Origin of the sequence: Acinetobacter populi (genome assembly GCF_002174125.1) — a bacterium.
In the GTDB taxonomy this organism is placed as follows: Bacteria; Pseudomonadota; Gammaproteobacteria; order Pseudomonadales; family Moraxellaceae; genus Acinetobacter; species Acinetobacter populi.
Window position 1 is genome coordinate 56,698 of sequence record NZ_NEXX01000002.1, and the last position, 20,650, is coordinate 77,347.

The 20,650-nt window shown below is 41.1% G+C and carries 18 protein-coding genes and 1 pseudogene; 7 read left to right on the top strand and 12 right to left on the bottom strand.

What is annotated here, in order from left to right; all coding sequences use genetic code 11:
* Positions 1 to 40: 40 nt before the first annotated feature.
* A complete protein-coding gene (locus tag CAP51_RS06455; RefSeq protein ID WP_087619952.1) occupies positions 41 to 1,444 on the bottom strand; it encodes a 3-oxoacyl-ACP reductase in 1,404 nt (467 codons plus the stop codon).
* Between the two features lie 691 nt (positions 1,445 to 2,135).
* On the opposite strand from CAP51_RS06455, the pseudogene CAP51_RS06460 reads away from it, so the two are divergent.
* The 3 genes and pseudogenes from CAP51_RS06460 to CAP51_RS06470 all read left to right on the top strand — a co-directional run.
* Positions 2,136 to 3,536, top strand: a pseudogene (locus tag CAP51_RS06460) (acetyl-CoA C-acetyltransferase); the annotation flags it as partial.
* Between the two features lie 223 nt (positions 3,537 to 3,759).
* On the top strand, positions 3,760 to 4,023 hold the full coding sequence (locus CAP51_RS06465) for a type II toxin-antitoxin system RelB/DinJ family antitoxin (protein WP_087619954.1): 264 nt from the start codon (positions 3,760 to 3,762) through the stop codon (positions 4,021 to 4,023).
* 105 nt (positions 4,024 to 4,128) lie between these two features.
* On the top strand, positions 4,129 to 4,569 hold the full coding sequence (locus CAP51_RS06470) for a GNAT family N-acetyltransferase (RefSeq protein ID WP_087619955.1): 441 nt from the start codon (positions 4,129 to 4,131) through the stop codon (positions 4,567 to 4,569).
* Here CAP51_RS06470 and CAP51_RS06475 read toward each other — a convergent pair whose 3' ends face one another.
* Complete coding sequence (locus CAP51_RS06475; RefSeq protein WP_087619956.1) at positions 4,570 to 5,286, bottom strand: pseudouridine synthase; 717 nt, start codon at positions 5,284 to 5,286, stop codon at positions 4,570 to 4,572.
* 128 nt (positions 5,287 to 5,414) lie between these two features.
* Here CAP51_RS06475 and CAP51_RS06480 point away from each other — a divergent pair, with 128 nt between their 5' ends.
* Entirely contained in the window at positions 5,415 to 5,921 is a 507-nt protein-coding gene (locus CAP51_RS06480) for a DUF2059 domain-containing protein (RefSeq protein WP_245809092.1), read from the top strand.
* Between the two features lie 95 nt (positions 5,922 to 6,016).
* Here the strand turns inward: CAP51_RS06480 and lysS are convergent, their stop codons facing one another.
* On the bottom strand, positions 6,017 to 7,546 hold the full coding sequence (gene lysS / locus CAP51_RS06485; RefSeq protein ID WP_087619958.1) for a lysine--tRNA ligase: 1,530 nt from the start codon (positions 7,544 to 7,546) through the stop codon (positions 6,017 to 6,019).
* Positions 7,547 to 7,753: 207 nt separating this feature from the next.
* Here lysS and CAP51_RS06490 point away from each other — a divergent pair, with 207 nt between their 5' ends.
* Together CAP51_RS06490 and CAP51_RS06495 are read left to right on the top strand one after the other, a co-directional pair.
* Complete coding sequence (locus CAP51_RS06490) at positions 7,754 to 8,194, top strand: universal stress protein (RefSeq protein WP_087619959.1); 441 nt, start codon at positions 7,754 to 7,756, stop codon at positions 8,192 to 8,194.
* A gap of 110 nt (positions 8,195 to 8,304) precedes the next feature.
* Positions 8,305 to 9,039 (top strand): hypothetical protein, encoded by a 735-nt coding sequence (locus CAP51_RS06495; protein ID WP_087619960.1) that lies wholly within the window; start codon positions 8,305 to 8,307, stop codon positions 9,037 to 9,039.
* 29 nt (positions 9,040 to 9,068) lie between these two features.
* On the opposite strand, the gene dusB is transcribed toward CAP51_RS06495, so the two are convergent.
* From dusB to CAP51_RS06530, 7 genes are all read right to left on the bottom strand, one after another.
* Positions 9,069 to 10,094: a tRNA dihydrouridine synthase DusB gene (dusB, locus tag CAP51_RS06500; protein ID WP_171294746.1), complete on the bottom strand. Its 1,026-nt coding sequence runs from the start codon at positions 10,092 to 10,094 to the stop codon at positions 9,069 to 9,071.
* A gap of 190 nt (positions 10,095 to 10,284) precedes the next feature.
* On the bottom strand, positions 10,285 to 12,693 hold the full coding sequence (locus tag CAP51_RS06505) for a glucose/quinate/shikimate family membrane-bound PQQ-dependent dehydrogenase (protein WP_087619961.1): 2,409 nt from the start codon (positions 12,691 to 12,693) through the stop codon (positions 10,285 to 10,287).
* A 317-nt stretch (positions 12,694 to 13,010) separates the two neighbouring features.
* Positions 13,011 to 13,769 (bottom strand): alpha/beta fold hydrolase, encoded by a 759-nt coding sequence (locus tag CAP51_RS06510; protein ID WP_087619962.1) that lies wholly within the window; start codon positions 13,767 to 13,769, stop codon positions 13,011 to 13,013.
* Positions 13,762 to 14,712: an isopenicillin N synthase family dioxygenase gene (locus CAP51_RS06515; RefSeq protein WP_087619963.1), complete on the bottom strand. Its 951-nt coding sequence runs from the start codon at positions 14,710 to 14,712 to the stop codon at positions 13,762 to 13,764. Before CAP51_RS06515 ends, CAP51_RS06510 begins: the two co-directional genes overlap by 8 nt.
* 158 nt (positions 14,713 to 14,870) lie before the next feature.
* On the bottom strand, positions 14,871 to 16,040 hold the full coding sequence (locus CAP51_RS06520; RefSeq protein ID WP_087619964.1) for an MFS transporter: 1,170 nt from the start codon (positions 16,038 to 16,040) through the stop codon (positions 14,871 to 14,873).
* 104 nt (positions 16,041 to 16,144) lie between these two features.
* The gene (locus CAP51_RS06525; RefSeq protein ID WP_087619965.1) at positions 16,145 to 16,543 is read right to left on the bottom strand and encodes a GlcG/HbpS family heme-binding protein; all 399 of its coding nucleotides are present in this window, start codon (positions 16,541 to 16,543) and stop codon (positions 16,145 to 16,147) included.
* Positions 16,544 to 16,633: 90 nt separating this feature from the next.
* Positions 16,634 to 17,353 carry an IclR family transcriptional regulator gene (locus tag CAP51_RS06530; protein ID WP_087619966.1) on the bottom strand — a complete coding sequence of 240 codons (720 nt, stop codon included), beginning with the start codon at positions 17,351 to 17,353 and terminating at the stop codon, positions 16,634 to 16,636.
* Between the two features lie 253 nt (positions 17,354 to 17,606).
* Between CAP51_RS06530 and CAP51_RS06535 the strand changes: the two genes are divergently transcribed.
* Entirely contained in the window at positions 17,607 to 18,278 is a 672-nt protein-coding gene (locus CAP51_RS06535) for a GntR family transcriptional regulator (protein WP_087619967.1), read from the top strand.
* 90 nt (positions 18,279 to 18,368) lie between these two features.
* On the opposite strand, the gene CAP51_RS06540 is transcribed toward CAP51_RS06535, so the two are convergent.
* Together CAP51_RS06540 and CAP51_RS06545 are read right to left on the bottom strand one after the other, a co-directional pair.
* Complete coding sequence (locus CAP51_RS06540) at positions 18,369 to 19,064, bottom strand: SDR family NAD(P)-dependent oxidoreductase (RefSeq protein WP_087619968.1); 696 nt, start codon at positions 19,062 to 19,064, stop codon at positions 18,369 to 18,371.
* Positions 19,065 to 19,188: 124 nt separating this feature from the next.
* Positions 19,189 to 20,613, bottom strand: coding sequence for an MFS transporter (locus tag CAP51_RS06545; protein WP_213062677.1), 1,425 nt, complete (start codon positions 20,611 to 20,613; stop codon positions 19,189 to 19,191).
* Positions 20,614 to 20,650 lie beyond the last annotated feature (37 nt).

Sequence of the window (20,650 nt, forward strand, 5' to 3'; positions counted from 1 at the left end):
CACCCTCTTGAATAATTTGATATTTTGATTAGCCTTGGTTTTAAGCGCCAAGCAGGCTCTGACCGCAAACACGTACCACATTGCCATTTAAGCCGGTAGAGGCAGTCGAAGCAAAATATGCAATTGTTTCTGCCACATCAACAGGTAAACCACCTTGGCTCATGGAATTCATACGACGACCTGCCTCACGAATTGCAAAAGGAATCGCAGCAGTCATTTGTGTTTCAATAAACCCAGGTGCAACTGCATTGATGGTAATACCGTTTTTCAGTGTAGGTGCTGTGAATTTTACCAGTCCAATCACACCTGCTTTGGATACTGCATAATTGGTTTGACCCAGATTACCTGCAATACCACTGATTGATGATACACAAATAATACGGCCGTTTTCATTTAAGCCGGCATTATTTAGTAAGTAATCATTAACACGTTCATTGGCTGCAAGATTGATATTAATCACCAAATCCCACAATTCTGGTTTCATGTTTGCTAACGTCTTGTCACGTGTAACCCCGGCATTATGTACAATAATATCCAGTCCACCTTGAGTCGCAGCGGCAGCCTTGATTTTCTCGCCGGCATCATTTGCTGTAATATCCAGTGTCAGAACAGAACCACCAATCTCATTTGCAACCCGCTCAAGATCGGCCTGTTGTTGAGGAACATCAAGACAAATCACATGTGCGCCATCTCGTGCCAGAACATGTGCGATTGCTTCACCAATACCGCGGCTGGCACCGGTCACCACAGCAGTTTTCCCCGCCAATGGCTGTGCCCAATCAACTTCTACTGTTTTTGCCTTGGAGACACGAATCACCTGACCAGACACATAGGCAGATCGTGGAGATAATAGAAAACGTAAAGTGGATTCAATATTGTCCTGTGCATCCTGATCGACATAGACCAACTCTGCGGCAATACCCTTTTTAAACTCTTTACCGACAGATTTCACAAAACCTTCCAGCGCTCGCTGTGCAGTCGCAGCAGCCACACTCTTGGCAGTTTCCGGTGAAATCCCAATCACTATGACCCGACCTGATGTCTGAATCTGACGAGCAACTGGATGAAAAAAATCATATAGTGCTTTTAATTGCTCGGCATTTTCAATACCTGAAGCATCGAACACCAATGCTTTAAATCTAGACTCTTTATCACCCTGATTCAAAGCACGAAGATTTAAACCCACAGACGCTGCGGCCTGTTGAAGTTCATTGTTGTCGCCCGCATGATTACCGGCATAAACATCTGCATGAATATTGCTTAGCACCTGACTAATGGACGCAGTCAAATGGCTATTTGGCGCAGCACCGAATAATACTGCCCCTTGAATTACGGGTTGACCTGCCTGAAAACGGTTCAGCTCAATTGGAGATGGTAAGCCTAAATTTTTAATGACAAACTTACCGATAGGTGATTTTGCAAATGTTTGATACTGATCAGTCATGACAATTTCTCTTTTTTTGAAGCCAGAAACAAAACAATTCTCTTCGATACAATACCTTTCAGCCGAGGCATTGAAAAATATTCAATCCATACAATCTGGACATAGAAGAATTTTATAAGGGTCTGTTAATATTTCATAAATGGATTGCGTTGTCGGCTAAAATTTCTTCAGACTAGGCACAAAGCGAAGGCAATGGCTATTCCCTTGTCGAGCTTTGTAACGACGTATGGGGGAATTTTAGCCACAACCCTTCGGGACAGGGTCGTTTTTTGCCGCTACGTCGTTATGAATAGTTCATTTAGAATAACTAAATCTCACTATTCATGCCTAGTATCGCCTTAAAAACGGCCACTGTCGCAAACATAGACGAAATGTTAACAGACCCTACTCTTGTATGATACTTGAGTCTAAAATCTTAAGACTTGACCTGATTGCCTTATTCTGTGTCATTCCAGTCAATACGAGCATGTCCAGTTTATGCTAATGTTATGCCCATAAGACACATTAAAATGCTTGGAAAAGCCTTATGAGCAAACCCACTCAAGAACATTCAGCACAGTCAGACACGGTCGGCAAAGAGGTGTCAGAAACATCAACCAGCACATCTAAAGCCGTGCAAAAATCGTCTGAAGCGAAAATAGCCAGTCGTAGCCCAAATCGTCGTAAAGTTGCGGCAAAACCAGCGTCAGCATCTGATCAAACAGCTACGCCACAAAAAAGTTCTACCAAAGTTGCAGCAACAAAAGCCGCGACCACACGTCGCAGCCACGCTTCAACTTCCACCACTTCTCCTAAACAACAGGAACAAGCCATGAGTCAAAATTCTATTCGTCGTGTCGCCATTATCGGTGGTAATCGTATTCCGTTTGCCCGTTCAAATGGAAAATATTTTACTGCATCAAATATGGATATGTTGACGGCGGCTTTGAATGGTTTAATTGAACGCTACAACCTGCAAGGTCAACGTCTAGGTGAAGTTGTGGCTGGCGCAGTATTGAAACATAGCCGTGATTTCAATATGACACGGGAATGCGTATTAAGTACAGCGCTTGCACCAGAAACCCCTGCATATGATATTCAACAGGCATGTGGCACAGGCTTACAAGCTGCTTTTCTGGTGGCCAACAAAATTGCGCTTGGACAAATCGAAGTCGGAATCGCAGGTGGTGTGGACACTACTTCTGATGCACCGATTGCCTTTGGTGATGGTTTACGTAAAGCATTGCTTGAATTAAATATTGCCAAAACCGCAAAAGACCGTTTAAAAGCACTGACCAAAATCAATGTCAAAGATTTACTGGATGCGCCTAAAAATGGCGAACCACGTACCGGACTTGCTATGGGTGATCATGCTGCCATTACTGCACTGGAATGGGATATTCGTCGTGAAGATCAGGATGAGCTGGCTGCGGCTTCCCATCAAAAAATGGCAAAAGCCTATGAAGAAGGTTTCTTTGATGATCTGATTACACCATTTTTAGGACTGGATCGTGATAATAACTTACGTCCGGATTCAACTGCTGAAAAATTGGCAAAGTTAAAGCCTGTTTTTGGTAAGGGTGAACATGCAACCATGACTGCTGGTAACTCTACACCATTGACCGATGGTGCTTCCTGTGTCCTGCTTGCATCAGAGGAATGGGCCAAAGCAAATGGACATGAAGTGTTGGCTTATTTAACCTTCTCCGAAACTGCTGCGGTAGATTTTGTGAATAAAAAAGAAGGTCTGCTCATGGCACCGGCCTATGCTGTACCCCGTATGCTAGAGCGTGCTGGACTTAAACTTCAGGATTTTGATTATTATGAAATTCATGAAGCTTTTGCCTCACAGGTATTGGCAACATTAAAAGCATGGGAAGATCCAGCATTCTGTAAAGAACGTTTGGGTCTTGATGCCCCACTTGGCGCCATTGATCGTACGAAATTGAATGTAAAAGGTTCTTCACTTGCTGCTGGACATCCATTTGCTGCAACAGGTGGTCGTATTATTGCAACCGCAGCAAAACTGTTAAATCAAAAAGGATCTGGCCGAGTGCTGGTATCAATTTGTGCTGCTGGTGGACAAGGTGTGGTTGCCATCATTGAAAAATAACCACAGCATCGTTTGACTTTTTAGAGCTGTCTCTCAAGAGACAGCTTTTTTATTTGTCTATGATAATGCGGTATAAAAATTGCTTATTTATTTCATAAGTACTAAAAAAGCTAAATAATGCTAAAAAAGTTTAGAATTTTATATTTTTTTTTAGTAATATGTATCACGACACAATGTAATGACAACGTATAATCATAGTCAAGTATTGATGGGGTCTATTGCGATGGCTAAGACAGAAGTCTATCAAATTCGCCTAGATAGCGAAGAAAAGAAGCAAGCATTTGCAGTATTTAAGCAACTCGGACTAACGCCTGCGCAAGCAATCCGTATGTTTTTCCGTCAGGTTGTTTTAACACAGTCTATTCCCTTTAACATTGAGAATAAGGCAACATTTACGCCTATTCCTGAGCGGGAAAATGTACCCGAAGAAAACCATCAGGATCTATTTCTGGAGTTAGATCAAATCCTGAATTCCAAGCAACAATAATCGTAACTATTTATTTCGTTGCATTTTTTCACAATATGTTGTTTTCCTATTAAATTCTTTTTGTATATGCTCGGATAAAACAATGCAAGAATAAGGAATGAATTGATGATTGTACGACAGGCTACGGAAACGGATATCCCTTTATTGACCGTGCTGTTTGATGAATATCGACAATTTTATGGCAGTTCGAGTAATTTAGAACAAACACAACAATTTTTATATAAACGCTTCAAAAACAAACAAAGTGTGATCTTTATTAGTCTAAAAGATGATGTCATTGTTGGCTTTATCGTACTTTATCTTGGCTTTTCCACCGCCGAATGTGCCGAATATTATATTCTCGATGACACCTATGTTACCCCAAGTTATCGCCGACAAGGGGCAGCACATCAGTTGATCGACACAGCAATTTTATATGCAAGACAGCAAAAGGCTTTGCGAATCAGCTTACAAACCTCAGGTGATAATATTGCTGCCAAAATACTGTATGAAAAACTCGGCTTTGTCCTAGATGAAGAGTTTGACACCTATCACTGCTTTCTTTAATTACGTAGATTCAACTTGTTTTAGCAACTGGACGTCTTCTGGCAAAAGATAACACCATTCGCCCATTGCCAGATCCAGTTGCTCAAGCGTCAATTGACCAATTTGATCACGGTGTAAATGTATCACCTCATTATCTACAGCATGTAGCATGCGCTTGACCTGATGATAAACACCCTGATCAATGGCAAAACGTAGTTTATAAGCCTCAAGTTGAGTGATTGAATGCGCGGCAAAGACACCTTTTTCATTTTTCAGGCTAATACCCTGCGCAAGTTTTTCAATCTGTGTTTGGGTAATTTCATTTTCTGTTTCAATGACATAGTATTTGGATACATGCTTTCTTGGATGCGTAAGCTGATGCAAAAACTGACCATCATCGGTGAATAATAATAAGCCTGTAGTGTCCTGATCCAACCGCCCTACAGTTTGAATATTTCTGGCCAATAGCTCATCTGGAAAAAAATCAAAAACACTCAAATGCTGTTGTGGTCGGTGTGAACATTCGTAATTTTGTGGTTTATTTAAGGCAATATACACCTGTTCACGATATAAATAATCTTGTGCAAATACCGAAAAAGTTAAATCTGTGGTTTCAAATTTTGCCTTAACATCCATAATGACCTGTCCATCAATACGGACATGACCTTGACGAATTAACTGCTGACAATGTTTACGTGAACCAATCCCTTGAGATTGTAAGATTTTATCAAGTTGCACAATGACCCTAATACATTTTCATTTTGGCGGTCATTATATAATAACACCGCAACGCAGTTTAGGACTTGACAATGATGGATGATAATTTTTAGCATGTATTTTCGATAAACATAGCTGAAATCTATACGATGAATAAAATACGATATGCACTGCTTCTTACTTTTGCCCTTCCCTGTATGGCTTTTGCACAACCTGCAAGTGAACAATCCGTTCGTGAATTACTTAAAATCACCAAATCTGAACAAATGATTGATGCGGTGAATGCACAAATGGAAAGTATTATTGCTGCCTCCATGAAAAATATAGAACAGGATCAGGACAAGCCTTTAAATGACAAACAACAAAAAGCATTAAAAGATTTTGCAGCGAAAGTGGCAAAAATTATGGGCAATACCATGCAATGGTCGGAAATCGAAGCAGACATGATAAGAATTTATGCCAATAGTTTTAATCAGGAAGAAATTAATGGCATGATTAACTTTTATAAAACCCCGGTAGGTCAAGCCACCATTGAGAAGATGCCTGTGGTCATGCAACAAAGTATAGAAATGGGACAAAACTTATCGCAGCGTGCCATGCCACAAATTCAGCAAGCAGCCCAAGAGCTACAAAAAGAGATGAAAGCTGCTGAATAACTGAATCTCTAAACGAATACATCTGTACAATCATAAAAAGCAATACCATAAAAAAAGCAACCGTAATAGGTTGCTTTTTTAACTTACAGTATTTTTTAGATGTCTTTACGACGCATATGTGGGAATAAAATCACATCACGAATACTTGGGGCATCTGCAAATAACATCACCAAACGGTCAATCCCAATGCCTTCACCGGCAGTTGGTGGTAAACCATATTCCAGTGCTTCGATAAAGTCTGCATCATAGTGCATGGCTTCATCATCACCTGCATCTTTTTCGGCCACTTGTGCCTGAAAACGCTCTGCCTGATCAATTGGGTCATTTAATTCGCTAAATCCATTGGCAAGTTCACGACCACCAATAAAGAATTCGAAACGGTCTGTAATATGTGGATTTTCGTCATTACGACGTGCAAGTGGTGAAGTTTCCGCAGGATATTCGGCAATAAATGTCGGTTGACGTAATTTGGTTTCTACGGTTTCTTCAAATACGATGGTTTGTAACTTACCTAAACCAAATCCGGGTTTTACCTGTTCCTTGAGTTGTTCACTAACAAACTTGGCCAGAAACTCACGATCATTCACATTTTCCGCAGTAAATTCTGGATTATGTTCAAGAATTGCATCAAACATGGAAATTTTCTTGAATGGACCTTTAAAACTATAAACTTCGCCCTGATACGGTACATCTGTTGTTCCCAGAATATCCAGTGCAAGTTTTTCCAGCATGTTCTCGGTCAGGTTCATCAAATCTTTATAATCTGCATAAGCCTGATAGAATTCAATCATGGTAAATTCTGGATTATGACGGGTTGAAACACCTTCATTACGGAAGTTACGGTTGATTTCAAATACGCGTTCAAATCCACCAACCACCAGACGTTTTAAATAAAGTTCAGGTGCAATACGCAAAAACAATGGCATATCCAGCGCATTATGATGCGTCTCAAACGGACGAGCAGAAGCACCACCAGGAATAACATGCATCATTGGGGTTTCAACTTCCATAAAACGCTCATTGCTTAAATATGTCCGAATCCCGGACACCACTTTGGCACGAATTTCAAATGTTTTGCGTGTTTCCTCATTCACAATCAGATCAAGATAACGCTTACGATATTTGACTTCTGTATCAGTTAAACCATGAAATTTATCTGGCAGTGGACGCAGTGATTTAGTCAAGAGTTCAAAGTGTTCGATATGCACATAGAGATCACCTTTGCCAGAACGACCAATATAGCCCTGAATTGCGATAATATCGCCCAAATCCAGACCCTTGATCACATCCAGTACATCTTTATCCAGCTCTTTACGCGGTACATACAGCTGAATACGACCCGTCATGTCCTGAATCACGATAAATGAACCACGATTCAACATGACACGGCCTGCAACTTTTACATATACATGTTCTGCGGCTTCAATCTCTTCTTTGGATTTATCCTGAAACTGCTGTTGCAAATCCGCTGCATAATTTTCACGTTTAAATGTATTTGGCCATGGACTAGTGCCAGTTTCTTTCGCATGTTGCTGAATCTGCTTTAACTTGGCATGACGCTGTGCGATTAAATCGTTTTCAGAAATTTGCTGTTCAGAAGTCGATTGAGCGTTATCTTGCGTCATTCTTTGCCTCGGTTAACTATAAAATTAAAATGAAGTGCAATATTTTATCAGAAAACTATGTATTTTCGCACTGTTACCTGCAACAAGGCGATAAATATTTCCAATTGATGCATCACTTACCCAATTTATCAAGATATAAATTGCCCGAACAGGCCGGATATGCTATTTATAAAAGTAGATATACAACGATAAATATGGAGTAAATATATGTCTTATCAGCATATTTTGGTACCGGTTGATGATTCTCCCATTTCTTATGCAGCAGCTGAAGATGCATTATCGCTTGCCAAATTAAGTGGTAGTCAAGTTACTTTGCTTAGTGTTGTGGCTGTTGATCCCTTTGTTGGCGTCGATTTTTATAAAATTGCACCAGCCATTACTGACTATTTTATGCAAGCTGAATCCGGGGCAAAATCACGACTGGAAGAATTACAACAATCCTTTGTCAATGACGGTATTGACGTACAAACAAAAATCTATCATGGTGCGCCCGCAGAAGGTATTCTCTATGTAGCTGATGAAGTGAACGCGGATCTTATCGTAATGGGGTCACATGGTCGTACCGGCGTCAAAAAGTTAATGATCGGCAGTGTGGCACAAGCTGTTTTGGCACAATCACATATTCCTGTATTGATTGTAAAACAGTAAATTCTGAACAAAATGCACGAATGGCTAGCATGTTAGACGTTTAAACTCGTGCATTTTGATACATTTCTGACATTAGGTTTTGTTTATTTTAATTTTATACACAATAAATTATGGCTATCAAAATCAATCGATTTAAATCGACCCATGCTCAAGCATTAAAGCAATTTAACTGGAAACGGTGGATATTCTCTATTTGTGTTGCTGTTAATAGTCAATGGCTTTTGGCAAATCCAGCAGAACAACAAGCTCATCACTTAAGTACAATCATTGAGGGCACCAATTTAAATACCGCAGATTATATCTGGCATCTGCAACTTCGTCCTGATATCAAGACAAAAACCATTGCCGTTACCTTATTAAACCCACATCCAGAATTGACCGTATTAAATCAACGTGCGATTGCAATTGCTCAAGCAACAGCATTGAATTCATTACCGGAACAATATACAGAACAAAAATCTTCAAAGCAGCGTGAACTTTATACAAGCTATCAACTTGATGTTAAATTTCCTCAAGGGATACAGCGACAAAAGTATTTCCCTCGGAATTTATATCAATCTAATGCCTATCTGACCCGTTTGTGTAAAAGTACCTTGCAAAATACTGCCAAGTCTACGCCTGATGAGAGTCCACAGCAGATTGAAATCTTGCTCCATCTTGTTGTAGATACATCAGGTAAAGTGACTTCTCTAGAAGCAGAACATCAACAACAACGGGATAAAAATTTTGAAGCAATCTTAAGTCAGGAGATCAACAAGCGACCACCTTTTTTAACATATAATGAGAACGGTGTACCTACCACATTTAATGTGACACAACCCTTATCTACCAGTTGTCAGAATTGATAAACATCCTGATTGTCTTCAATTAATTGTCATGCTGAGGCGACTTGTACATCCGCCATATTCTGACCAAATGCCAGTAGTGCATCAAAATATGCGGCAACGACTTTTGCCTGTTCGGATGTCGACTCAACCTGATACATGGACTGGCGAAATTCATTGCTATTGCGTAGCCCTTTGGTATACCAGGCAATATGCTTACGGGCAATTCGACAGCCGGAATACTCACCATAGAACTGATACAATTCGGCCAGATGTCCAATCAGAACGTCTTTGATTTCTGTAATGTCTGGTGCAGCAAGATATTCCCCTGTAGCCAGATAATGCTGAATCTCACGAAAAATCCACGGGCGACCTTGTGCAGCGCGACCAATCATAATCGCATCGGCACCCGTATAATCCAGTACAAAACGAGCTTTTTCAGGCGTATCAATATCACCATTGGCAATCAATGGAATGGAGATTAAATTTTTGACTTCCTTGATTAAATCATAACGTGCTGTATTTAAATACATGTCTTCACGGGTACGACCATGCAATGCCAAGGCTGCAATCCCGGATTGCTCCGCCTGTTTGGCAATTCTTAAAATATTTTCTTCACCATTTTTAAAGCCAAGTCTGGTTTTAAGTGTCACTGGTACATCTACTGCTTCAACTACCGCATCCAGAATACGTGCGACCAAATCTTCATCCTGTAATAATGCTGATCCTGCCAGTTTATTACAGACTTTTTTTGCCGGACACCCCATATTAATATCAACAATCTGGGCACCATTGGCCACCTGATATCGAGCTGCTTCTGCTAGCTCTACAGGATCGGAACCAGCGATTTGTGCCGAAATTGGCGCAATTTCACCATCAAAATTAGCCCGATATAGACTTTTTTTACTCATGCGTAAGGTCTTGTCTGCGGTCATCATCTCACTGACTGCATGACCCGCACCAAAGTGTTTACATAATGTTCTAAATGGACGATCCGTTACCCCGGCCATCGGCGCAACCCAAATCTGATTACGCTTGGTCTTATCAAATAACTCGTCAATTACCTTATTTTTCATCACATCATCTATGCCCAAATCTTCGACCATTTTCAATGTTTTTTCGTCATTTGCAAGTACTTGTTAAGTTACATTGAACTCAAAAGAGATTTTATTTAGACGTCAAAAGCCAGAAATAAAAACAGGCATCAATTCTGATGCCTGTTGTAGATACCGCCCAATGTTTTATTAAGCAGAATAAAGTCGTACGCTATTTTGTATCAGGTAAAGCATAGGCAACCAGATAATCACCCATTTTGGTACCAAATGAGCCATGACCACCTGCCATGATCACCACATATTGTTTACCATTGATTTCATAGGTCATCGGTGTGGCTTGTCCACCTGCTGGTAAGCGAGCTTCCCAGAGTTTATCGCCATTTGATACATTATAGGCCCGGATATAATTGTCCTGTGTTGCCGCAACGAACATCACATTACCTGCTGTCGAGATTGAACCACCCAAACCAGGCACACCAATTTTCAATGGCGGTAACTGCATTAAATTTGGCAAACTGTCACGAATTGTACCAATACGTTTTTTCCATACTACTTGATGCGTATTTAAATCCACACCAGCCACAAATCCCCAAGATGGTTGTTTACATGGCAAACCAAATGGCGATAAAAAGGCACTGATTTCGACGCCATACGATACACCATACATGGGTTGTACGCCTTGTTCAGTACCCGCACCTCGAGCTGTTTCCTGACGATCTGGATTTTCTGGAATCAGGCGTGAAACAAAAGGTAAGCCAATAGGATTCATCACAGCAACCTGACGGTCTGGATTGACTGAAATACCACCCCATTCAAATACGCCCAAATTACCCGGGAATACCAGCGTACCATTTTCAGAAGGTGGTGTATAAATACCATCATAATTGAGTTTCTTAAATGATACTCGGCACATCAACTGGTCAAACATGGTGGCACCCCACATGTCTTTATCCGTCAACTTCTGTTGTGGTGCAAGGTCAAGATCGGAAAATGGCTGCGTTGCTGAATAATGTTCACCTTTAGTTTGTGGACCACGTTTGACTGTTTGTGGTACCGCACGCTCGGTAATCGGAACAATGGCACGGCCATCACGACGATCTAGTACAAAGACATTTCCGGTTTTGGTGGTTACATAGACTGCTGGCACCATTTGTCCACTTTGGTCCTTGATCTCGGCCAGTGTAGGCTGAGAAGGTACATCCATATCCCACAAATCATGATGCGTGGTCTGGAAATGCCAGATCAATTTACCTGTGGTCGCATTCAAAGCAAGCACAGAATTGGCATAACGCTCTTTTAACTCGGTACGATCACCGCCCCAGATATCGGGTGTACCGACACCGGTAGGTACAAATACCACGTCGGCTTTGGCATCATAAGCCAACGGTGCCCAAGCATTCGGCGAGTTATGGACAAAAGTCTGGCCTGGTGCCGGAATGGCATTCGGATCTTCTGCACCGGTATCAAATACCCATAATAATTGACCATTATTGACATCGTAACCACGGATCACACCAGAAGGTTCTTTGGTGGAAAAGTTATCGGTTACAGAACCTGCAATAATAATCGTGGTTCCGGTTACAATCGGTGGTGAAGTCGGGTTATAACCACCTGGATAAGCAAATGGCATATCTTTTTGCAAATCTACTTCGCCATTTTTACCAAAATCCTCACAACGCTGACCATTATCGGCATTGATTGCCACCAAGCGACCATCATTCACCGGTAAAATAATTTTACGTGGACATTGTGTCGATGAAGATTGTTTATGTGCCAAGCTCGTTGCAAATTCGGCGGTATTATTTTCATCATAATAAGATACCCCACGACAAGTCAGATGCTGATAGGTTTTGTCCGCTTTTAATTTTGGATCAAAACGCCACTTTTCCTTACCTGTTGCAGGATCGAGCGCAATTAGATACTGATGTGTCGTACACATATACATATTATTGCCGATCTTGATTGGTGTCACCTGATTGGTGGTTTCGCCGGAATCATGATCTGTTTTTAAATCGCCAGTGCGAAAAGTCCATGCGACTTTCAGCCCTTTTACATTTTGATCATTAATCTGAGTTAAAGGTGAATAGCGTACACCAGCCTGTGTACGACCATAAGCTGGCCAGTCAGCGGAATCAACACCGTCTATTGCCTGTGCAGTTTGTGGTTGTTCGTTTGTAATTGTGCCGTGGATTTCCTGCGGATCATTAAAAATCGCATAAATCATTACCACAATTGCAATTCCTAATGTACTGGATAATACCGCCTTACCTGAGGTCTTGGGTTGCCCTATATCACGGGTCACACCGGGAACCAGCAACCATAATCCCAGTAAGCCCAAAATATCCAGTCGGGGAGCCAATGCCCAGAAGTCGGTACCCACTTCCCAGACTGCCCAAATTACCGTACCAATCATCAATGCAGCATACAGCCATAGAGCTGTAATGGAACGACGCATCAAGAAATAAGCACTCAGTAATAAAATCAACCCAGTAATAATGTAATACCAAGAACCACCTAATGTTGCTAAATAAATACCTCCACCGAGCAAAACCACACCAAATACTGCTAGAATGAATACGGTAAATAAACGTATTCCAGATTTTTCAACAGGTTGATCCATATATCACCTCGATCTATAATTTTTCTACAACCAGCTTAGATTTTCTGACCTATTCATCATATAAAAAGTTCAAATGCTATCTCAGCTTTGTCAATTATACAAAAGTCCTGAATAGCTTAAACCAATATGCTATCAATCAACCACAGAATTTGTATTTTCTATAAAAAAATTAAAATAAACATATGTACTTCATACATGATGATTATAAAGCTTTACACATTATGGATTATTTTTATGCAAAAAATTAAAGATGATATTTTATTCATGCGTACATAAAACTCTATCCCTTCTCCTTAAATCACTCAAATCGAACCCGTTTAAATTACATTATATTTTTGCTGTGTACGCTCAATCATCTCTACAACTTGCTCGGGCACAATCACTTGTGGTACATGTCCAGTATCAACCGTATAAATTTCAGCACCTGGACTAAGTTGCTGCATCAAACGCTGCATTTTGATATTTAAAGATTGGTCTTGTAGCGCTTCAATATAAATCCGCTGCACACGCCCATAGTGTTCTGGACTCAGACTAAGTCGTAAATCACGTCCAGTTTCAGTTTGAGCAGTAAAATTTCTTGCTAATCCTGCAGCCTCTAGCATCGGATAATCCTGCAAAAATATTTTGATTACACCCTCTTCGGTCACTTCACTGATTTTACCCGCTTCAGAAAATTTTAAATAAGGCGAAATCCCTTCAAAACTTTGTCCCGGAAATCTAGCCTCGCAAAGCTGTTTTAATTCTAAAAATGTCATGCCACTGGGCAGCATCATACCAACCAGATAAATCAGCGCATGAATTCGATCGGGAATCATTTCTGCCACCTGCGAAATCGTAATACCTCCACCACTATGGCCCAGTAAAAATACTTTTTCGCCCAAAGCATGAATATAATCAAACACATACTGACTATAAGAGCGCAAAGAAACTTCTATAGTAGGATCAGGATGATGACCATTACCGGGTAAATCCAGTGCATGCACCTGCCAGCCCCGTTCAATAAGCAAAGGTTTAATTAAATCAAATGACCAGCTTCCCTGCCATGCGCCATGTATTAATACAATGTGCTTAGCCATAGGTTCTCCGGTACATTTCCTGATGATGTTTTTCGACAGTGGTTACCGGATATTTGGCAATATCACCTTCATTTAAACAGGTTTCAATACAACGTATCTCATGCTCAGGATTACCACCGAAGAAAAACGGCACCGAATAACGTTCTACACCAGACCGATTGATTACACGATGTCGGGTAGATTGATACAAATCATTGGTCCAGCGCGCAATCAGATCGCCCAGATTCACCACATAACTGCCTGCAATCGGTTGTGCATCAAGCCAAATGTGTTGCTGATGATCCCAGACTTGCAAGCCGCCATTCATATCCTGTAATAATAAAGTCAAACCACCAAAGTCGGTATGCGCACCACAACCTTTTTCATTTGGTAAGGGATTTGCAGGCTGCGGTGGATAATGTAACAAACGTAAAGTAATCATGGCTTGCTGATTGTATTGATTAAAATAATCTTCATTTAGATCCAGTGATAATGCCAATGCACGCATCAAGCGGATCGATAATGCCTCAACCTCTTGCTGATATTGCATCATGACCTGTTTAAATTCTGGTAAATCTTCCGGCCACTGATTAGGACCATAATTAAAGCGTTTATTTTTGACTTCTTCACTGTCCAGCGCATATTCCCGTCCTACATAAAAACCTTCCTTAAGATCTGGTGGTGCATCTGCCTCCAGTGTTTGATTCTTTAAAGGTTCATAGCCACGATTGGCAATCGATTTATTTTTATTGATCTGTTCTTTGGCTGGCAGCGGTAAATTAAAAAATTGCTGGCTATATTGGAATACTTGCTGCTGTAAATCTGCACTGATGCCATGATTGATAATATAGAAAAAACCCTTATCCAGACAAGCCTGACGTATTTGTTTTGCCACGGCAAGGCGGTCTTCAAAATTTGTACTGGATAAAGCCGCCACATCAATAAGAGGAAGTGTTAAAGTCATTACAGCAGATTCCGGAAATTCGTTGCATTGTTAAAAAAGCAATTGTTATGCCATTTTTTACAACTTTTGATTTCATCTCTTATGCTTAAATCGTACTGAATTGTTCCCGTATAAATATCAAACACACCTGTACCGGTATGTTTGACCGACTAGCATCATCAATTTTGGTTTTTATGCTGTAACCATTTCAAGGGAAATTGTGCCAGTATCAACAACAGTACACCAATCCACGGGGTATAGGCCAGATAACCTTTCCCCACAAACACACTACCAAAGATTTCGCCGAGTGTAATACCCAGATTAAAGGCAGAAATATTCAGTCCAGAAGCAAAATCTATCGCTTTAGGTGTCCATTTTTCTGCTGTGGTTAACATGCCGGACTGAAAGCCCGGAGAAACACCAAAGGCCAGAAATCCCCAGACAAACAACAGAATTAGCATAAATCCTTGTTGTTGCATCAAAAATCCCATCAACAGCAAAACAAGCGTTAAAGCAAATAGCATCCATCGTGTAGAAGAAGCCCAGCCCAAACGAGAAACAAGACGACCTCCAAAGATATTTCCCAGTAAGGTCGCAATACCAAACAGCACCAACAATAAATTGGCCATAGACAAGGAGAATCGGGTAATTTCTGTAAGAATCGGAGTAATATAGGTAAATGCAGCAAAACTTGCACCAAAACCTAAAATGGTAATAATCATCATGGTCAGAATTGGTACAGATTTCAGAGTTTTTAATTGTTCTGCCACGGCTATGGCCGAACCTGTTTTTAAAGTCGGCACCCAAAGATAAATAGCCAGTAACGATAATATGCCAAGCAGGACAACCGCATAAAACGGATAACGCCAATTGAGTGAATTACCAATCAGACTGCCCAAAGGCACACCAATGACCATCGCCAGCGTTAAACCGGAAAACATCAGGGCAATTGCCTGTCCTGCCCGCTCCTTTGCTACCATGGACACAGCAACAGTTGCCCCGATAGCAAAAAAACTTCCATGAGCAACCGCTGTGATCACTCGCCCCAGCAAGAGAATATCGTAATTTGGTGAAATCGCTGCCAAAACATTGCCGCTGATAAACATCATAATCAATGCCAGTAATACGGTCTTTTTGGCAAAGCGTGACAAAAGCAATACCATGATCGGTGTGCCGATTGCCAGTGCCAGCGCATACAGTCCCACCAGACTACCGGTTTGCGCCAATGGAACATTCAATGCCGAGGAAATGGTCGGTAAAATTCCGACCACAATAAATTCTGCAATTCCGATCGCAAAGGCTGTGACTGATAAAGCCCATACGCCCAGATCCGAGCGACTTTTTTGCATTTTCTACAAAACTCCATAGATTTTAAATTTTTACTCAAATACTCCTGCAACAAAAATCATATAATGAGGGATTTATAATTTTCGTTGCCGTATCCTTTTAAAATTTAATGTCGATCGACAACCTGTAATGCAATCTGCTGATCCGCATCGACTGTGGCACCAGCAATACCAAGCGCACCAATGGCATTGCCCTGTGCATCATGTAAAACCACGCCGCCACCAAAACTGATCAAACCACCATTGGTTGCTTCGAGTGTATAAATAGCACCATCCGGTCTGGCTTGCGCCCCCAGATCAATACTATCGGTACGAAATAAAGCAGCGGTACGGGCTTTTTTAATGGACACATCAATCGGGCCGGCAGCAGCACCATCCATGCGTAAAAAACCCCGTAATAATCCTGAATCATCAACCACACTAATACAGACCGCAAAACCGTGTTCAGTGGCAATATGCTGGGCTTTAGCAATGATTTCCTGTGTAACCGATTGCGATAAAGACATGATAAAAACTCCTTAACAACATTAAAAATCAAGAAGTCACTATCTTTAAATGTTTAGGCATCAAAAGAAACAGTATGCGATTGATTCCTGTTAAAGTTTGAGATGATCAAACTTTTCACTAATTAATTGCTTTGCCATCTGTTCAAGTTTGATTTTATCCAGACGAAAACTCGGGCCTGCGGTTCCCAGGGCGGCCACCACCTTGCCCTGATAACGCAGTGGTAAAGCCAGACAGCATAAGTCCGGTTCCGCCTCGCCCAGATCCAGTGCATAATTATTTTGAGCAATCAAGATCAATTCCTGTTCCAGCGCAGGAGAAACCAGACTAGCCTTGCGTAAACTGCGTAATAACTGTACATCATTGGCCAATAGGACTTTACCAATTGCTGAGGTCGTCAGACTTTCACGCAATCCCCGTGGACTGGCAAAGCGTAAATTATTCTGCCCTTCTATGGCATCAATATATAGATATTCCCTTGTCCCACATGGCACGGCCAGATAACAGGTTTCCTGACTAATCTGTTGCAAGGCATGTAAAACAGGTGTAAATAAGCAACGCAACTGTTGATCTGCATCTGCCAATGGCTGGGCAATTTCACGTAACCTTAATCCCAGCGCATAGCTATTGTCTTTCTTAATGATATAACCTAGCGTTGCAAGGGTATTGAGCAAACCATGCAAGGTACTTTTATGTAAACCGGTCTGTTTCACCAGATCAACCAGCCGCATTTTTCCGCCTGCCGCAGAAATGATTTCAAGGAGAATCATTGCCCGTTCTACAGACTGAATCTTTCGATTTTCATTGACCATATATTGATTTACTCATTTGGCAATACATTTTGCCATTTTGGATACTGTACATCATGCAACAGCAAATACTTGAAGTCATTAAAGATCAAATTGATAAATAGCAAGATGAATTAAAAAAATTATTTATCAATCACATAAATAAATTTAAACAAGAGAAGCAACCTATTTATCCGATATATAATATATTCTATTCTAGAGATATTGAAGATTTGTGCGTATACTTAGGCCATGTTCCTTTCTCATCTTTTCTGATATGTCATCTGAAAAAAACTTTGAAGTCATTAATAAAGGTAATTTAAGCGATAGTGTTTATGAAGCCCTACGTCTGGCACTTATCGATGGACAGTATGAACCGGGTGACCGTTTGCGTCCGACCCAGATTGCCAAAGCCATGGGGGTGTCCATTACACCCGTTAGGGAAGCAATTTTTCGTTTGGTCAGTGACCAGGCCCTACAGATTAAGGCTGCTACCTCAATTTATGTTCCCGTATTGACCCATGAACAGTTACAGGAAATTCAGCGTATTCGTTTTTTACTTGAGGGTGAAGCTGCTGCGATGGCAGCAATAAAAATTACCCCAGAAGAACTTCAGGCACTGGAAAACATTCAGGATGAATTTCAGAAAATTGTACCGGTAGATTCAAAAAAAGCGGCTGAGCTGAATAAACTGTTTCATTTTGGTGTGATTAACGCTGCACATAGTCCGCTGATTTCCAAAACGCTGGAAAATATGTGGATTATGATGGGACCAATTTTACGCAGTTTTCATGTCAATACGCCACGTAAAGAACTGGAAAGTGATCAGCATTATCATTTTTATGTGCTGGATGCACTGCGTAATCACGATGCAGATGCAGCAAGAAAAGCCATACAAGACGATATTGAATGGGGCAAAACCATGCTGAACTGGACTGCCGCAATTTAAAAAGTAATGTGGGATTGTACAAGTTAAAACATTTACAGTCTTTTTAATCAAAACAATAGACTGTAAATGTAATGGATATCAGACTATGGCTTAAGCGATACTGTAACCACCGTCTACTGGTAAAACAGCACCATGAATATAACTGGCATGTGCCGATAATAAAAAAATAATGACCTGTGCAATTTCTGTCGGCTGTGCCCAGCGTCCAAGCGGAATCCGATCAATAATTTTCTGATAACGCTCCGGATCATTTTTGGCGGTTGCACCCATTGCAGTATCAATCCAGCCGGGCGCAACTGCATTTACACGTACACCTTTTGCACCCAATGCGACAGCTAGCGATCGGGTCAATGCCGCAACACCAGCTTTTGATGCCGCATAAGCTGGTGACTGTGCCGAACCAAAAAAACTCCACATTGAGGCAATATGAATAATCGATCCTTTTGCCTGAATTAGTTTATCCTGTAATAAGGTGGTAATCGCAAAGGCTGTATTAAGATTAACCTCCATCACTTTTTCAAAGATCGGTATTTCCCATTCCTGTTTTTGTTTGATCATACCGGCACAATGAATCAGCGCATCGACCTTTGGCTCATGATCAAAAATCTTTTTGACCTGATCCAGATCACAAATATCAACCTCATAAAAATGAAATTGATCGGAAATTACCTGCTCAGATTGCAAACCCAGAGCAACTACACGCCAACCATGCTCAAGTAATAATGAAGCGGTGGCTAATCCAATACCTGTACCGCCACCGGTAATCACAGCTGTTTTTATCTCCATGATTCAATATCCTGTGTTTATATGGGTTGCTTTATCCAGCAAATCACTGAAAAGATGACTGAAAGCACTTCATTCAGATTGTTCCTTCAAATCATCTTTTGCAGTACCCTTTTATTTCATGCAATTAAGACTTTTCTGCTTTAAGGGTAGAAGAACTCCCCTGTTCTATTGCATTCAATGCGTTCTTTTCATCAATTGCATTTTCTGGCGTATATAAAGAACGGCCTCTGGTTTCCGGTGAAATATAAATACCAATTAAACTGAGACTCATGATAAACATCATATAAATCGCCACAGGCAACCAACTATTGGAAAAAGCTGTTAATAATGCAGAGCATACCATTGGGCCAATCCCACCACCAAACACAGCCGACATTTCACGTCCCAGTGTAACGCCAGCATAGCGATATTTAGAACCAAACAACTCAGGGAAATAGGCTGCTTGTGCACTTACTGTACCTTCTGCGGCAAAGATAAAGCCGAAGATAATCACCAGCATGATATACAGTGTATTTCCTGTTTCCAGTAACATAAACATTGGAATGGTGGCAAAAAATAATGTGGTATGAATGAAATACATGATTTTCTTGCGGCCATAAATATCCGATGCCCGACCAATCAATACCGAGGTAAATGCAGCGATCGTGGCGCCGACCAAAAGTGTCTTGGGAATAAATGACGCATTGACTTTGACCACTGATACCAAAAAAGAACCAATAAATGCCTGATAAATATATGAATGACCATTTGCACCTACATTCATCAGAAATACACGGAATATGGTACGTTTACCATCACGAAATACTTCACGTAAGGGAATAGCTTTCTCCTGTTTGGCATGACGTTTTTTCTCGACAAAAACAGGCGATTCTTTTAATCCGCGTCGTATCAGCCAAGCTACAAAAGTCACAAATATCGAACTAAAGAATACCAACCGCCAGCCCCAAGCATAAAAATCCGGTTCGGGCAAAAGCTGAACCAGAATCCATGCCAAGGCACCCAGTGCCGTACCAACCGATGCACCAACCCAGACCAGCGAAGCCATTTTCCCTCGCTTGTTAGGTAAGGCTGTTTCTGTTAATAGTACCGTTGCACCTGCCATTTCTGCACCAGCACCAAACCCTTGCATAAAACGGCAAATCACCAGTAATAACGGCGCGAACAAGCCGATTTGATCATAAGATGGTATCAATCCCATGGCAAAGGTAGCAAAGCCCATCAAATATAAAGTTGCAACCAATACCCATTTTCGTCCCAGTTTTTCACCATATTTGGAAAAGAAAATTCCGCCTAATGGCCGTGCCAAAAAACCCACAGCGAAGGTGGAAAAACTCGCCAGATAACCGACTGCTGGAGAAACATTTGGGAAAAAAATATGGTTAAACACCAAAGCTGCTGCTGTACCATAAATAATAAAATCGTATTGTTCCAATGCTGTACCGACAGCACCGCCCCATGCCGCAACTTTGCGGTCATGGTCAGTAATTTGAACTGTATTTTCATCCTCAGGATGCTGCTGTTGAGGATTGTTCGTGGATATCCTATCCATAATATTCTCCGCATCTGATCGGTCATAACCAGATCTA